We start from the raw sequence: 15,861 nt of genomic DNA, 5'->3' as shown, positions 1-15,861 counted from the left end.
GCTCGGCGGGTGCCGCCATTCTTCTTAGTTCTCGTTTCTCCGGCGCGTGACGCCGTCGCCCATCTTCGGTGAGCATCAGGGGCGTGTCGGTTCCGCGAAGTAGAATTGCTACCGAGAGAGATGCGCGCCGCCCGAGGTGCGGGACTCGTGGCGGCAGGAGCGAGATATGGCTGACGATAACGCGCTCGTGCCCGTGTGGACACTCTCCACCGAGGCAGTGACGGTTCCAGGTCTCGTGGGTGATGCGGAGATGACTCCCGAGCGGCTCGCCGACCTGCGCACCGCGCTCGCAACCTTCGCGCAGGCACCCATCGCGACGCTGGAGATGCACCCGATCGAGCGGCGCCGTGATTCGGCTGGCGGAATCGCGCTGCATGCGAGCAGTCCGCTTGCCCAGCAGCTCTCGCAGCTCGTCACGCAGACGGCACGATCGGCCCCAGCCAAGGTTGACGTGGCTGCTTCGGGAGAAGTGCTCTACCGCATGGTGGTGCCGGCGAAGGTCGCCTCGCAGGTGAGCAAGGGTCTCGTGAAGCCGATGGCATCCAAGGCCGTCTCGGGCGGTGTTTACAGCGCGCTCCGCGACTCGACGGGGATTGTCTCCAAGGCGACATTCGTCCCTGTGTCTGGCGCGGGCGCGACCACCGGCGCTGCGGCAACTGCGGGCGTCGGCCTCGCGGGAGCCGGAGCGTTGACCGTCGCAGCGCCGCTCGTTCTGATGGCTGTCGCCGTCGGTGCGAGTGCCTACGCCGACCACCAGCGCCAGAAAGCTATCGAGCGGATCACCGACCTGCTCGAGCAACTGCACGACGACAAGCTGGAGCAGGAACGCAACCGGCTCGACGGCTGCCGGGATGCGATCGACAAGGCCACCTCAGTGCTGCTCGATCAGGGCAAGATCGGGCAGTCGCTCGGGCTGGACTCCGCGTCACACGAGATCAGTACCGCAATTGCCGCTGTCCGTACCAGGCTCAAGAAATGGCAGGACGCACTCACTGAACTCCCGGAAGGGCCCGTGGAGCTGACTGCTCTGACGGAAGCCTTCCCCGGTATCACGGATGAGAACGGTGCCTTCAGCGCGCACCTGGAGACCGCGAGGCTGGCCATCGCCCTGAAGCGTCGTGTCCTGGTGCTGCAGGCGGTCGAGCACGCGCAGCTCGACGGTACCGGCAACCCGTTCAAGTCGTTCCTGAGCGAGCTGCGCAGCGACGAGCAGCGACTGAATGATCTCGAATCGAGCATCAATGGCGTGTTGCTACGTCTCTCCTCGCTCGAGCTCAAGCGTCCGAGCGGTCTGCTGAAGAAGGTGCACTATGCGCCATCCGACGTCGACAAGTTGCTCACTGCCGCGTACAGGCTCAAGGGCCTCAGCAGCAGTCTCGACTCGGTTGGGAGCCATGCTGACGTGGTAATCGAGATCGAGCGGGGCCGTGACGGCTCCGTCGTGGTGTTTCCAGCTGAAGCAATCGAAGCGTGAGCTGACCTGATTCGTCGAGCGTCCCTGACCGTGCAGCCTCTTCTACAGACGCGGACTACTTCTTCGTTACTTCTGCGAGCTTCTGGTTGCTGACGATGTAGACGTTGCGGCTCCAGTGCCAGTCAGCGATGAGGGCTGAGCCGTCGAACCATTCGCGGTCGCCTTCTGCGAGGTAGACGCCTGCGGCGTCGTCGGGGATGGCGTCGGCGTCGTCGACGCTGGCGATGAGGGCGAACTTGGTGCCGTTGGAGTAGTAGAGGTAGTGCTTCGCGCCGTACATGGTGTCGCAGTCCTCAGTGCTGGTCGCCTCGTTGTCCTGCCCTGCTTTGGTGATCTTGGCAACGCCTGCCGGGTCGCGTGGGATGGCGTCGATGACGGCTTCGCGTTCGAGGTCGGCGAGGAAGCCGAGGTCGGCGTCGCTGTCGAAGCTGCCGCCCGCGCAGGTACCGGTGCTGATCGGATACCCGCCGTGCTGTTCTTTGTAGGTCTTGAGTGCTGCGGCGAGGCGGTCGAGGTCGGCAACACGCTTGGCGTCGCCGCGAGGCAGATCCTTCTCCTCTTCCTGCTTTTCGGCGGTCTGGGAGGTGGAGTCGTTCTTCGTGGTCGTGGTCTGGCCGGTGAGGCTTGGCAGGGTGAGGCGGATGAGGCCATAGGTAATGCCGACAGTGACGGCGATGATCAGGACGGTGAAGACGATCCGGCTGCGGGCTTCTCGTTGCTGGTGGTAACTGCTCATGCTGCTTTTTCTCCTGCTGCTACTTCGGCGGCAGCGACGCGCTTAGGTTGCTGTTTCGGCTCCACGGCGAGCTTCGGGGTCGGCTTCCACGCCACCTCACGGATGCCCGCGAGCCATTTCAGGACGGCCACGAGTGGGCCGGCAGTGTCAATGACACCGGCGAACGGCGTGACGACGAGTACGAGGACGTGGTCGCGGAGCTTCTGCAGACGGGTCATTCCGGTGTAGCGGAGGTTGTAGAACAGGCCGAGCTGCGTGCCCGCTATCCAGAGGACGAGCCCGATCGAGGTGATGATGCCGTAGACGGTCAGCTCGGGCGCGACGACCGTGATGGTTCCCTCCCGGATGGCTTCAGCGGCGAGGATGAGCAGGATGACAACGTTGGAGCCCAGCGCGAGCAACGAGACCGGGAAGCCGAGCGCGTAGGTCAGCACACGCAGGCGGATGACGACGTTGATGTGCCAGCGATCCTTCCGCGAAAGGCGCATCCAGTCGGACTGCTGCCGGATGTGCGCGAGGGCCTGCATCGCGCCGAACACCCAGCGTTCACGCTGCTTGTAGGCGGCCTTCAACGTGAACGGCGGCTGCTCGATCATCTCGGTGTGATGCCACCCGAACACGTCCTTCCCGAACTTGAGATAGGCAGCGAGGCCGAAGACGAGGTCTTCCGCGATCAGAGCGGAGCCGTCGAGGTTGCCGATGTCCCAGCCGATCTGGTTCTCCAGATCCTGACGAACGACGAGGTTCGAGCCGTGCAGATGCATCGGCGGCGGGCTGGTCATCACGGAGTAGCACTCGTGGCAGCCGAAGGGACGATTCGACTCCATCGCCTTGTTCAGCAGCGTCGTCTCGTTCCAGTCCAGACCATAGGAGATCATGCCCTCCGATATCCCGACCGGATGACGACTCAGCCGATGCACGAGACGCGCGAGGTTGTCGGGCGTGAAGACGGACTCCTCGTCATAGTGGACGACGTAGGAATCCGTCGGGGTGGCGCGGTGCTGCTCGACCATGTACTCCAGCGCGCGAGCCTTGAGACGGGTGTCCTTCGGTGTGCGGTAGCTCGTGGGCAGCAGGTACGGCGTCACCGGGATGACGGCGTTGCGGTAGCGGGTCTGGAGTGCGGCGACCTCGTCGGCATCCTCGGTGATGATCTCCACCCAAACGACCTTCTGCAGCACCGGATAGCGGGCGACGCCAGCGAGAACGTTGTCGATGCCACGCTGGACGACGGAGAGCGCACCGCCCTTGGTGGTGATCTGGATCAGGAAGCGATGCGTGTTCCCCTTGCGCTTCGCGTGAGCGAGGGACGCGGTGAGCGTCCGGTTGGTGACCTTCTCACGAGAGACATGCTTGTGAGCGCTGGCCTTGATCACCATCCACCAGAAATAGAGATAGGTGAAGATCAGGAGCACCATCGCTCCGAACAGGAACCAGCCGACTGGCGAGAGATCCGGCACCAGACGCATTACGCGAAGGCTCCGAAGTCACCCCCTCGAACAGCGAGGGTGCAAAAGGGCTTGAAGGCGGTGTGATGGAAAGCCAGACGCATTACTGCTCCGGAATATACCATGAATTACTTGCTGAGGCAATACTGAAAGCGCCTCTCGTCAGGCATTTATCTCTCGCTTTGCGATATTCCTATTCCGGCAAATTGCGGATTATGAGAGAATAGAAGGTAGATCGCAGCGTCCCGGTCGAGCCGTCCGGCTCCCGCCTGCGACACCCCGACCCGCCCGAGCGGCGCGGCACCCTAGCGTGTCGGAGACCGCCGGTACCGTAGGACACGGCACTATGAGCACAACTTAAGACGCGCCTCAGCGCGGAGGAGAACCAGCACAGCATGACAACGTTCAGCACCAGGTGGTCGCACGGCCCCAGCAGCACTAGGCGTAACCGTGACGTCCATCGCCAGGAGGTCACCCGATGACCCCGTCGGTGCCGGACGAGACTGCTGACGGCCAGGCTGATCTGCTCGCCCAGCTCCGCGACCTTGTCCCGAGCGCCTTCCTGGATGGGGAGCTTGACCGGGATGCACTGCTCGGTGCGCTCGGTCTCGATGGCGAGTCGAAGCCTGCCTTCTCCTTCAGTTGGCCCGGGATCGAGCGGGCGCGCCAGGACGCGCGCGTCCCGACCACGGCGACGCTCGTGCCCGACGAGGATGCGTCCCTGCACTGGTCGGATGCTAGCGACGTCCTGATCGAGGGCGACAACCTGCAGGTGCTCAAGCTCCTGAAGAACGGCTACTCGCGCGCCGTCAAGCTGATCTACATCGACCCGCCCTACAACACGGGCGATACCTTCACCTACAACGACGACTTCGCAGTGCCCGAGCGTCAGTACCTTGAGGAGACCGGCCAGGTCGACGACCAGGGCAATGCCACGACCAGCCGGATCGAGACCGGCGGCCGCAAGCACGCCCCGTGGCTGACCATGATGTTCCCACGCCTTGCGCTGGCTCGTCACCTGCTGCGCCGCGACGGCGTGATCCTCGTGTCCATCGACAACAACGAGGTGCACCACCTGCGCCTCCTGCTCGACGCCGTGTTCGGCGCAGAGAACTTCGTCGACATGATGACCTGGCGCGGCGCCCGTAAGGGTGACGCGAAGCTGACTGGTGGCGGTCAGGACTACGTCCTTGTCTATGCCCGTGACCGCTCGTACCTCAAAGCGAACGACATTCGCTGGCGGGAACGCAAGGAGGGTCTCGAGCCGATCTACACCAAGGTAAAGGAACTCCGTGCGGAGTTCGGCGAAGACTATGAGGCCATGACCGCAGGCCTCCGCGACTGGTACAAGTCGCTCGCGGACGAAGATCCCTCGAAGGCTCACGCACATTACAACACGATCGATCAACGGGGCGTGTTCTTCCCCGGGGATATCGCCAGCCCGAACCCTCGGCCCAATCTCACCTTTGAGTGGAAGGGCTATGCGGTGCCGAAGAACGGTTGGCGCTATGAGCTTGCAGCGATGGAGCGTCTTGATGCCGAAGGCCGCCTGCTATACCCAGACTCGAAAGAGAAGCGTATTCAAGTCAAGCGTTACCTGACTGAGCACGAGGAGTGGGCGCCCGCATCTGTCTTCTACCGAGACCGCCGCGCAGCCTCTGGCGCGCTCAACAAGCTCATGGGTGCCAAGGTCTTCGACGATCCGAAGAGCACCGATGTGCTCGCTCGTCTCTTCCACGCGATCACCGACGACGGCGACCTGATCCTGGACTTCTTCGCGGGCTCAGGCTCGACCGGCCAGGCGGTGTGGGAGCAGAACCCGAAGGATGGCAAGACGCGGCACTGGATTTTGGTGCAGGTGCCGGAGAAGCCGGATGCGTCTGAGGAGTCGGGTAAGAACGCGCTCGAGGCCGGGTACGAGACGATCTTCGAGGTGACGGTTGAGCGCCTTCGCCGTGCGGCTGCCTCGCTGCAGGAGGAGACGCTCGATGCTCCGCAGCTGGGCTTCCGGATCTTCCGCACGCGTCCAACGAACCTCGTCATCGAGAAGCCGCTGTTCGCGATGCCAGAGATGACCGGACAGGGCTACCTGACGCAGGTGCTCGACCACACGGCCGGTGCTCCGGTGGTTGATGGTGCGAAGCCGCTCGACGTGGCATGGGAGGTGGCGCTCAAGGCCACCGGCACGAAGCTCGACGCGCGAGTAACGACGCACGACGTTGGCGGCGTGACGGTCTACGAGTTCACTCCCGCCGACGGCAAGAGCACGTCGGGTCGTCTTCTGATCTCGCTCGACGCGTTCTCGCTGGCGACGGCCGATGCGCTGGGCCTGAGTGATGACGACACCCTGATTCTTCGTGGCGACCAGGTCGAGGACTCGGTGACGCTGACATTGGCGCCGCGGTTGCAGTCAAAGCTGATTCTTCTGGAGCGGGTGCCTCGTGAAGTTTCGCTTTGACGATCAGCCGCACCAGTCGGCCGCCGTTTCTGCGGTGGTCGACCTGTTTGAGGGTGCCCTGGTGCCGCCGCGCGATGCGCTTGCTGGGCAGGCGCCTGGCGCGGAGGGTCACGCGGGCTTCACGCTGGAACACTCCGTTCTTACCGACAACCTGAGGACGATCACCTCCCGCGAGGCTGTCGAACCGCAGACGCAGCTGGAGCTGCTTGCGGAGACAGATCTCGAGGGCACCGACCGCGAGTTCCCGAACTTCTCCGTCGAGATGGAGACCGGCACGGGCAAGACGTATGTCTACATCTCGACGGCGCTGCGTCTGGCGGAGCTGTATGGGTTGCGGAAGTTCGTGATCCTGGTGCACTCGATCGCGATCCGTGCGGGTGTGGTGAAGACGTTCGAGCAGACCGAAGAGCACTTTCGACTGAAGTATCCCGGCGTCCCGTACAAGTGGGGTGTGCTCGGGGAGAACTCGGCGCTGAACGACTTCACCGAGCCGTCGGGCACGGTGCAGTTCCTGGTCGCCAGCGTGCAGGCGCTCGACAAGCCGGACACGAACACGCTCTACGCCAGTGCGGAGCAGCCGCAGCTGTGGGGTGACTCGCTCAGCGGCGTGCAGCAGATCGCCAAGGCTCGCCCGGTCGTCCTGATCGATGAGCCGCAGAACATGGCGACGCCGCTGCGCCGACAGGCGATTGCCACCCTGAACCCGCTGGTGGCACTGCGCTATAGCGCAACGCATAAGGAGCCGTTCAACCTCGTGCATCGGCTTGGCCCGAAGCAGGCGTCCGAGGCGGGCCTGGTCAAGCGGGTGTCGGTCAAGGGCATCGTCGCGGGTGAGGACGGTAAGCCCTACGTCCGTCTCGACAAGCTTCGGAGTGTCCGCAAGCGCCTGATGGCTGAGGCCGTTATCGACAAGGCCGGTGGTAAGCGGGTGCCGGTGGTGCTGCAGAACGGCACCGATCTGTTCGAGGAGTCCGGCAGTCTGCCGCAGTACCGCGGCCTGGTTGTCGACAGCATCGAGCGCAAGCCAGACCGGGTGATCTTCGAGAACGGCCTCGTCGTGCAGGCGGGCACTGAGACCGGCGTCGATGCTGAGGCTGTCTGGCGTGACCAGATCCGCCACACGATTCGAACGCACCTGGCCCGTCAGGGGCAGATCGACTCGATGAACCGTGGCGTCAAGGTGCTGTCACTGTTCTTCGTGGAACGCGTGGCCGACTACGCCGGTGACGAAGCCATGCTGCCTGGGATGTTCGACGAACTGTTCCGCGAGGAGTGGCTGCGCGCCGGCTATCTCGAGAGCGAGATGCCCAACCCGGCTGAGCTGCGGGTCGCGTACTTCCCGTCGACCAAGACGGGAATCCTGAAGGACACGTCTGGCCGGGCGTCGGATGCCGAGCTGGAGGCGCGGGCGTACCAGGAGATCATCGCCAACAAGGAACTCATTCTCGATCGCGCCAACCCGCGCGCGTTCATCTTCTCTCACTCTGCGCTCAAGGAGGGCTGGGACAACCCGAACGTCTTCCAGGTCGGCTTCCTGCGTCACACCCGCTCGGAGTTGGAGCGTCGCCAGCAGATCGGCCGTGGTCTGCGTTTGCCGGTTGACCAGAACGGTCACCGTGTCATGGACCCGGCGATCAACCGGCTGACCCTCATCGTGGACGAGTCTTTTACGGAGTTCCGCGACGGTCTGAATGCCGAGTACATCGCTTCTGGTGGTGGCTCCGGCGAGGCTGGCCCCGAGGTCGACAATGCCGACAACGAGGTCATCGTCCGCCGACGCCCTGCCCTGTTCGAGAGCCCCGAGTTCGCCGAGCTGTGGAAGCGCATCCGCTACAAGGCGCGCTACCGTGTCACCGTTGAGCCGGAAGCGCTCTGCATCGTGGTTGCGGCGTCCGAGCACCTGGCCGACCTGGAGTTCATCGAGCGCCGCGCCAACGTCGTGCAGTCCGCCGATCTCGTCTACGACGACGAGGGGCACGTCATCACAGCAGATTCTGCGGTGGCCGAGTCGCGCGGCGAACGCATCGTCGTCGTGGGCCAGCGGCTGCCTGACGTCGTGCAGCTCATCGAGGATCAGCTGCAGTACGGCAAGTTCCCCCTCCAGCTCACCCGACCGACCCTGGCCGGGATCGTGCGCGAGATCCTGAACTATCCCGACCGCGACTACGCCCGGCACGTCCTCGACGATCCTGACCGCTGGGCGCGGATCGTGGCGAACGCCATCCGCATCGAAACGATCGAGCAGATGGTTCGCGGTATCAGCTACGAGCCCATCGATGAAACCGAGTGGTGGGATGCCGAGGTCGTTTTCCTCGAAGTCGAATCCAAGAACCCGCCGCAGCCACTGCCCGGCAACCCCGACCCGAAGAACGGCGTCATCGCTGCGCCCGAGGGCGGCGCGAACCTTTACGACCACGTCGACTACGACAGCCACGTCGAGCGCGCCTTCGCCGCGCAGCTGGAGAACAATCGCGAGCACGTCAAGCTGTTCATCAAGCTGCCGCGCCGCTTCCGTGTGCGCACGCCGGTCGGTGAGTACTCGCCGGACTGGGCCATCGTCTACGACGAGAACGGCACTCAGCGGCTCTACCTCATCCGTGAAACCAAGGACACGCGCAACCTCGACGACCTCGACTGGGACGAGGCAATGCGCATCCGCTTCGCGGAACACCACTTCGACGCCGCACCGATCGGGCCGGTCGACTACAACTACACGACCGACAAGGCCGGGCTGCTTGTCGGAGGAAGCGGCGATGGAGGTCGTGACTCGTGAGTGAGTACATAGCAGATGGAGCAACAACGGTGGATGCGTCGTACCCACTGTTCCTTGACGAACCAACGGACGTCGATCTTCTTTCGTTTGACGCTGTCGCTTCAACGGTGGTTGATGCCTTGCTCGATCCGCGTCTCGACCCGATCGCGCTGGGGCTGTCTGGCAGCTGGGGTAGTGGCAAGACCTCGGTGCTGCGCCTAATTGCGCAGCAACTGCGTGTCGAAGGCGAAGACCTGCCCTCCCGCATCGTTATCGAGACCGACCCGTGGAAGTATGACCCGCAGCTGGGGATCAAAGAGTCCTTAATCGGCGAGATTCTGGCCGAACTCGAAGCGGCGCTTCCGGCTGAGGGCACGGGCGCAAAGTCAAAGGCGATAGTCCAGCGGCTCCTTAAGCGCATCGACTGGACGAAGGCCATCAAGCTCGCCGCGAAGTCTGCAATTACGGTGACGCTTCCGTCTCTCGACGGTGTGCTTGAGCTTGTCAAACCGAAGCAAGAAGAAGGCAAGGAAAACCCGGAGCCGATAACGGACATGGTGCAGTTCCGTACCGAGTTCCGTGACCTGCTCAAGTCGGAAGATCTGAAGCAGATCCGCAACGTTGTCGTGCTCGTCGATGATCTTGATCGCTGCCTGCCGGACACGGTCGTAGAGACCTTGGAGACCATCCGTCTGTTCTTGTCGGTGCCGAAGATGTCCTTTGTCATCGCTGCGGACGAGGAGCGAGTGGCGGACGCCATCGCAACTCGGTATCCGACTGCTCCCGAGGCAAGCGCAGGCGAGGAGACGCCGGCGCAGCTCTACTTGCACAAGATCGTGCAGACATCCGTCCCGGTGCCGGCGCTCTCGGACTTCGACGCTGAGGCGTATCTTGTGCTTCTTCAGATTCGCTCCCTGGTCGAGCCGGATGAGTACGCCCAGATTGTCGCGGATGTGTCGGAGGCGCGCCGAGGAGCGGTTGCGCTCGAAACAGTCGCATCGCTTCAGAAGGATGCCTTCGTCGAACAGCGCAATAATGCCGCCCGCATTCGCCCGATTGTGCATGAGAAGACCAAGGGCAACCCGCGGCGCATCAAGCGGTTCCTTAACGATCTGTCGGTGCGCCTCAGCATTGCCGCCCGCCGCGGGATCATGCTTGACGCTGCGACGATTGCCAAGCTTATGGTGCTGGAACAGTACTTTCCGACCGAGTTCAAAGAGGTCACCGGGTGGTTGCGCGAGCAGACCTTGCGGCAGAACATGGCCGCACTTGAGGTGCAGGCTGGCACGCCTTCAGCAGAAGAGGACGATGACGCGGCGCAACCGTCGGCGGACGAGTCCGTGTCGGTGAGCGCCGAGACAGTCGAGGGCGCTGACGATGCCGTAACGTCAAGCAGGAGGAGCGCCAAGGCGGAGGAATCCAAACCGCGTTTCAGCGAGGCGCTGATCCGTTGGGCGCGTCTCTCGCCGCCGCTCGCCAAGAAGGACATCGCGCCCTATCTGGTGTTTGCTGCGAGCTTCAAGAGCGTGTTCCTCGCATCGGAAGGACTCCCCGAGTCCATCCGGGATATCGCGACGCAACTTCTGTCGCGGTCGCCGTCGGAGGCGCGACGTGTTACCGAAGATATGCTGCGGAGCTTGCAATCTGCGGAAGCAAATCTCCTGATCAATCACATCGGCGGTGTCATCGTCGACGATCCGCAGAAGCAGTCGGCGGGCGTGGTTGCCATGTTGCGTATTGCGCGAGTGCAGTCAGGTGCTGTGTCGGCCGTCGTTGCGGCTCTCAAGCGAATCAAGCCGACCGACCTCAAGGTCGGTGGTCTGGCTCAGCTCCAAGCTGACGATCCACAAGAGATCGTGGAGCAGCTGACCGCTATGGCCGACGCGAGTGGCAAGCCCGAACTGGTTGAAGCAGTCGCAGCTGCCAAGGAGGGCATCTAAGTATGGGTACGAGCTCGTCGTACAAGGGCTCGACGAGCAAAGTCTCGCGCGTGCTCCGAGATGGTGTTGACCAGTGGGCGCAAAGCCAAACCGACACCGCCAAGACGCCCATCCCCGAGAGGGTCGTCGCTCAGGCACTCAAGATTCCGGTCTTTCCGCGTCGCTCATCCGGGGGCGGAGGCGGAGGTACAGCTGGCGGCGGCACATTGGGTGGCGGACGCAAGCAGAGTTCTCCACGGCGCGATGCGCGCGTCTATGCGGCAACCGCTGGTCGCGCTGCCAACCTCGCGCGCGCGTTCCGCGAGGGTGATCGCGAGACACTCGCCAAGGCCGGCCTCGACTTCGACAAGCTCTCGGCGTTGCCAACACGTGCCGAGATGGTTCGCAGCATCCTCGATGTGGTTTGCGAGGCGCAGACGAGCAGCGACATCCCGAATGAAGAACAGCGTGACATTGCTGGACGGCTTCTTGATTGGATGCTCGACCCCGAGCAGAACGCGACGTTGCCGGACGCAGCGGCGACGGCAGAGCATGCGATCGGGCTTATGATCGCAGAGATCTTTCTCTCGGAGTCCGGCGAGTTCACCTCACAGGATGCGGTTACCCGAGAGGAGTTTGTCGATGACGTCTACGAGGCGAGTCAGCATCTCGCGGCGCGGGCGAACCTCTCGGAGCGTGGTGCATCTCAGGAGGCGATCGACGCGGCGATCGAACGTGGGTTGCGGTTCCTGCGCCGGACGTATCGAAGGAGCGGCGAGTAGCCATGTTCGAGTACGAGCTCACCGTCGCACCCGTTCCCGACCCGGCGACGCCAGACGTCGACAAGACCTTCTATTGGCACGGCAAGGCATCTACTAACTACTTCAAGGCCAGCATCGGGCCGCTCCTTGGCGACTTTGGAGCGGTCAACAATCGGAACATCGATCTGGTTCGCATCGCTGCCGCTGTTCTGGCCGCCGACCGTTCGGCAAGTCGCTCCGGGAGTCTGTCGAGATGGAACCAGCGCGACATCTCCCTCACCGTCGACGTGCTCGCAATGACGCCCTGGAACGATGTCAGGATTGACCTGGAGCGCCTCCTTGGGTTTCTTACGGGAGATATCTGGCACTTCGCCTTCCAAAGGCGGACAGGTAACCCGGAGCAGATTGGCACGATCGGGATAGACGCCAAGCGAGTCGTTCTCCTCAGCGGCGGTGCGGACTCGGCTGCAGGAGCATTGCTCTCTGCCCGTGAGCTTGCCACACGAGACGAGAAGCAAATTCTGGTCTCCCACTGGGCGTCACCCACCCTGTCGCCGCTGCAGACGCGGATCGCCAAGGAGATCGAACGGCTGGCCCCCGGTACGCAGGCGGACCACGTCAAGGTGCATCTCGCGCGTGGACGGCGGTCGCCGTCAGGCACTTCATACGGTCGGGAAAACTCGTCCCGGTCGCGCTCGTTTCTCTTCATCGCTCTCGGTCTGGCCGTCGCATCCGTGAACAAGATTCCGCTCTGGATTCCTGAGAATGGGTATGCCTCGATCAACCCGCCGCTGTCCAGAAGTCGTCGTGGCAGCTTATCGACCAAGACGACACATCCGAAGTTCCTCGGTGATCTAATCTCGCTTCTCGACAGCGTCGGGGCGCACAGCGATCTGGTAAATCCCTACGCGAACATCACCAAGGGTGAGATGTTCGCACAAGTGCGAGACGCCTTCGGCGTTGAAGTGGCAAGCGCATTCCTCAGCGAGACATCGTCGTGTTCGCACACGGGAGCGAAGACATACGGAATTTCGCCGAAGGTAGCTTGCGGTGTCTGCTTCGGTTGCGTGCTCCGGCGAGCGTCATTCGCCGCTTCCGGCGTAGCGGACACCACCACCTACCTTGTCCCGAGCGGAGCGAAGCAGACCGCCTGGGTGGCAGACAAGAGTGTCATTCCAGCGATGCGGGATTTCCTGCGCGAGCCTTTCGGGGAGTCTGACCTCGCCCGGCTGCAGCTCCCGTCTGGAGTATCTCTGGCAGAGGTGAATGAGCTTTGTCGTCGTGGGCGAGAAGAGTTGAGGAGCCTCTCGCTTTGAAAGTTCCACCGCCGCTCGACACGCACGCACACGTTGACGCCAATATTTCTGAGCGCGATCTCCGCCAGCTCGGAGCATTCGTGTTTGCGATGACTCGGTCGCTCGATGAGTTCGAGCTCGTTCGGGAACGGCGTGACATCCGAACTCTGTGGGGCGTCGGCGTGCATCCTGGCCTAGTGCGAGCGAACAAGGCGTTCGCTGTCGAAGCATTCGAGAAAGCGATCCAGAGCACGGCACTCGTCGGAGAAGTAGGACTCGATGGAACGAGCCGTGTGCCGATCGAACTTCAGCTCGACACCTTCCGCTCGGTGCTGCGGGTGCTGCAGCAACACCCGCGGCTGGTGAGCGTTCACAGTGCAGGTGCTCATCTGCGCGTCTTGCGCGAACTTCATCGGACGCCAGTCGACGGCGTGATCCTTCACTGGTGGACGGGTGGCGCTGAACTGACCGAGGAAGCCATCCGGCTCGGGTGCTACTTCTCTCTGCCGCCGGCGATGATGTCCTCAGAAGAGACCGTTCGCATGATCCCACGCAGCCGCATACTGTCCGAGACAGATCACCCGTATGGAGACCGTCGCACCCGAGGTGCCCGTCAGCCTGGCGGCGTGGACGAAGTCGAGCGTCGGCTCGCTGCACGAGAAGGCGTCGATCGGTTGGAGATGCGCACACACTTCTGGCGAAACTTCGCACGGCTTGTTCAAAGTGTTGGTGTCATGGATCGCCTAAATACGGACTGGCAAGAAACCCTTCGCGGTGTGATACATGACTGACCTCATCACCGGCAGAGTGCGCGGAGTCTTCCGCGACGCCGTCTCGCAGCGCATGGTGCTCCGGGAGATCGATCGCATATGGCAAGCCGAAGGCTTCGCTCCGGGGACAACCACATTACTTGGCGGCCAGCGCGTCACGCTCTGGGCCGAGTACGAGGCATCCGTTGACTGGGCAAGCCTTGAACACATTCGTCGTGTCCTCCGCGTCTACGAGAGTTTCCTCATCGAGTTTGGCGGTGACGACATCACTCCGTTCACTCGCGTGCTCGAAGTCGACGGCTTCTCGGTCGACGCGAGCCGCAAGATCACGCTGGTCGGCGGCGCGCTTTCCTCGCTGTCTGGGCTCGACGGCCTGCGCGACGCTTCGGGTATCCGCGACGCTTTCCGGCGTATTGAGCTGCTGCTCGACTCCGATCCTGCCGGCGTGGTCGGCGCGGTGAAGGAGTTGATCGAGGCCACGGCGAAGACAGTGCTTGAGCACCTGGGGAAGACGGTCGCTAAGGATGCTGACCTCCCTGCCCTGCTCAGCCAAACTCAGGAGGCACTCGGCCTGTCGGCGTCCGGTGTGAGCGCCGCCATCGACAGCTCAGCAGCGATCAAGAAGGTGCTCGGCGGGGTCAAGGGTATCGCCATTGGGATCACCGAGCTACGCAACGCCGAAGGAAGCGGGCACGGGCGTACGCGTGCATCCAATTTGACCGCCAGACACGCACGCCTCGCGGTGAACGCAGGGCGTACCTGGTGCGAGATCGTTCTGGACACGTATGGCGATACCGCGGCGCCGTGGCGACGGCAATCATCATCGTGAAAGTCATCTTTCTCGACCGTGACTATCCCGTGTAACTACACCATGTCGCAAGAGCATCGTGCGGATCGTGGTGGCATCGAACCCGAGCTGCGCGCCGACGTTGGCGAGCGATAGGCCGGATTCGTAGAGACGAGCAGCCATGTCGACTTGGCTCGGACTCATGCCCTTCGGGCGCTTCGCCGCGCCCGTCCTATCGAGTACCTCGCTGACCGTGGCGCGATGAATGCCGTGCTTCGCGGCAATCGCTTTCATCGTCTGCCCTGCCTGGTACTCGGCCACGATCGCTCGCTCCGTTTCAATAGGCAGGTGCTTCCCTTTACGCGCCGGTCGCGGAGGCAGCGGCGCGCCTCGCGGCGCGACACCTCTGATCTGACCTCGGGCTTCTGTCACCAGGCCGCCGAGTTGGCGGACTGTCTCGTCTTGATTGCAGTAAGTCTTTAGGAGCCCCACAATGTGATGAGTCGAGACATCGTTCACGTATGAGTCGCGACATAGTTCACGTTTGAGAGCCTGGCCATCGGCCGGGCTCTCTTTCGTTGTTGCGCCAGTAGTTTGTGTGTTCGTTGATGGTGTTGGTGGAGAGTATTTCGCCTGTGTCTTGGTGGAGAACGGTGACGGTGTTGTTGTCGATGAGCATGAGGGCGGGGGTTCTTGCCCATCGTGCTCCGATGCCGAGTTGGTGGAGTTTGCCGGCGTGTCCGAGGGTGAGTTTGCCGTCTTTGGTGACTTTGTCGAAGCGTATGCGGTAGTGCGTGGTGGCGAGTTTGCGGGGGTATGGCTTTGGGGTCAACCTCAGATGATGTGCTCGCGCAGTTGAGGGGTGGTTTGGCGTGGGTTGTGGTGGGGACCTCGAGTCCGCCACAGTTGTAGCGGTCGACGAGTTTTTGTACCCATCTGCGTGAGACGCCGAATTTGGTGGCGACTTCTGTTTTGGAGAGGCCTTGTTGTGCGACGCTGAGAATGATGACTTTTGACTTGGACACATCATCATACTTAGTGGGCTACGTATGCGAACGTTCCCGTCGGATGTGAACTCATCGCCCCTTTGGCGGCCCAACTGTGTCACCAACCTCATCAGGTCGCGCAACATCTAGCCCACATCGGTCAGCATTTCAGCCCCGCATAAGACGAGGTTCCGCGGGTGCTCGAGCTGCGCACAGGCCGCTGACTAGGCCAAACGTGGCATCCGCCGGTGCCGCGCGCTGTATGCGGGGCTGAAATGCCGAGCGAAAGCGTCCAATGTGGGCTAACTTGGCCCGAGGCGCACCGGACCCATCGGTGCCGAACCGGGCCACGCGCTCCTTATCTACGCGCCGAACTTGGGCCCCCGTCCGCGGGCCGCCTCGCGCTCCTAGCAACGCAAGCGACTACCGCCACCGTGTAGCTCTAAAGATGCACGACGGCGATGATCCTCACCAG

The 15,861-nt window shown here is 62.8% G+C and carries 12 protein-coding genes and 1 pseudogene; 8 read left to right on the top strand and 5 right to left on the bottom strand.

All coding sequences use genetic code 11. The annotated features are described in order from the left end of the window. The first annotated feature begins 166 nt into the window (after window positions 1-166). A complete protein-coding gene (locus O148_RS0105940) occupies window positions 167-1,474 on the top strand; it encodes a bifunctional 23S rRNA (guanine(2069)-N(7))-methyltransferase RlmK/23S rRNA (guanine(2445)-N(2))-methyltransferase RlmL (RefSeq protein ID WP_026530177.1) in 1,308 nt (435 codons plus the stop codon). Between the two features lie 55 nt (window positions 1,475-1,529). Here O148_RS0105940 and O148_RS0105935 read toward each other — a convergent pair whose 3' ends face one another. Further along, window positions 1,530-2,210, bottom strand: a complete 681-nt coding sequence (locus tag O148_RS0105935) for a hypothetical protein (protein WP_026530176.1) — start codon at window positions 2,208-2,210, stop codon at window positions 1,530-1,532. After that, on the bottom strand, window positions 2,207-3,679 hold the full coding sequence (locus tag O148_RS0105930) for a glycosyltransferase family 2 protein (RefSeq protein WP_026530175.1): 1,473 nt from the start codon (window positions 3,677-3,679) through the stop codon (window positions 2,207-2,209). Before O148_RS0105930 ends, O148_RS0105935 begins: the two co-directional genes overlap by 4 nt. Window positions 3,680-4,136: 457 nt before the next feature. On the opposite strand from O148_RS0105930, the gene O148_RS15130 reads away from it, so the two are divergent. From O148_RS15130 to O148_RS0105895, 7 genes are read left to right on the top strand one after another with little or no spacing between them, the layout of a single operon-like run. Next, the gene (locus tag O148_RS15130; RefSeq protein ID WP_084157122.1) at window positions 4,137-6,116 is read left to right on the top strand and encodes a site-specific DNA-methyltransferase; all 1,980 of its coding nucleotides are present in this window, start codon (window positions 4,137-4,139) and stop codon (window positions 6,114-6,116) included. Beyond that, window positions 6,100-8,889: a restriction endonuclease gene (locus tag O148_RS0105920; protein ID WP_205618171.1), complete on the top strand. Its 2,790-nt coding sequence runs from the start codon at window positions 6,100-6,102 to the stop codon at window positions 8,887-8,889. The genes O148_RS15130 and O148_RS0105920 overlap by 17 nt, the downstream gene beginning before the upstream one ends. After that, window positions 8,886-10,808: a KAP family P-loop NTPase fold protein gene (locus O148_RS15125; protein WP_084157120.1), complete on the top strand. Its 1,923-nt coding sequence runs from the start codon at window positions 8,886-8,888 to the stop codon at window positions 10,806-10,808. The genes O148_RS0105920 and O148_RS15125 overlap by 4 nt, the downstream gene beginning before the upstream one ends. 2 nt (window positions 10,809-10,810) lie before the next feature. Then, window positions 10,811-11,569 (top strand): hypothetical protein, encoded by a 759-nt coding sequence (locus O148_RS0105910; protein ID WP_026530173.1) that lies wholly within the window; start codon window positions 10,811-10,813, stop codon window positions 11,567-11,569. 2 nt (window positions 11,570-11,571) lie between these two features. After that, window positions 11,572-12,864, top strand: coding sequence for a hypothetical protein (locus O148_RS0105905; RefSeq protein WP_026530172.1), 1,293 nt, complete (start codon window positions 11,572-11,574; stop codon window positions 12,862-12,864). After that, complete coding sequence (locus O148_RS17020; RefSeq protein WP_051619908.1) at window positions 12,861-13,634, top strand: TatD family hydrolase; 774 nt, start codon at window positions 12,861-12,863, stop codon at window positions 13,632-13,634. The genes O148_RS0105905 and O148_RS17020 overlap by 4 nt, the downstream gene beginning before the upstream one ends. Next, the gene (locus O148_RS0105895; RefSeq protein ID WP_035745124.1) at window positions 13,627-14,442 is read left to right on the top strand and encodes an abortive infection family protein; all 816 of its coding nucleotides are present in this window, start codon (window positions 13,627-13,629) and stop codon (window positions 14,440-14,442) included. The genes O148_RS17020 and O148_RS0105895 overlap by 8 nt, the downstream gene beginning before the upstream one ends. A 3-nt stretch (window positions 14,443-14,445) precedes the next feature. Here O148_RS0105895 and O148_RS17750 read toward each other — a convergent pair whose 3' ends face one another. From O148_RS17750 to O148_RS18095, 3 genes and pseudogenes are all read right to left on the bottom strand, one after another. Further along, window positions 14,446-14,721, bottom strand: a complete 276-nt coding sequence (locus tag O148_RS17750; protein ID WP_157374526.1) for a helix-turn-helix domain-containing protein — start codon at window positions 14,719-14,721, stop codon at window positions 14,446-14,448. Between the two features lie 217 nt (window positions 14,722-14,938). Further along, a complete protein-coding gene (locus O148_RS18100; RefSeq protein ID WP_051619906.1) occupies window positions 14,939-15,232 on the bottom strand; it encodes a hypothetical protein in 294 nt (97 codons plus the stop codon). Between the two features lie 70 nt (window positions 15,233-15,302). After that, window positions 15,303-15,425, bottom strand: a pseudogene (locus tag O148_RS18095) (helix-turn-helix domain-containing protein); the annotation flags it as partial. Between the last annotated feature and the right edge of the window lie 436 nt (window positions 15,426-15,861).

It is taken from the genome of Haematomicrobium sanguinis DSM 21259 (assembly GCF_000688395.1).
Taxonomy (GTDB): Bacteria; Actinomycetota; Actinomycetes; order Actinomycetales; family Micrococcaceae; genus Haematomicrobium; species Haematomicrobium sanguinis.
Note: the sequence above shows the minus strand (reverse complement) of the source record. Positions and strands in the feature narration are given on the sequence as shown.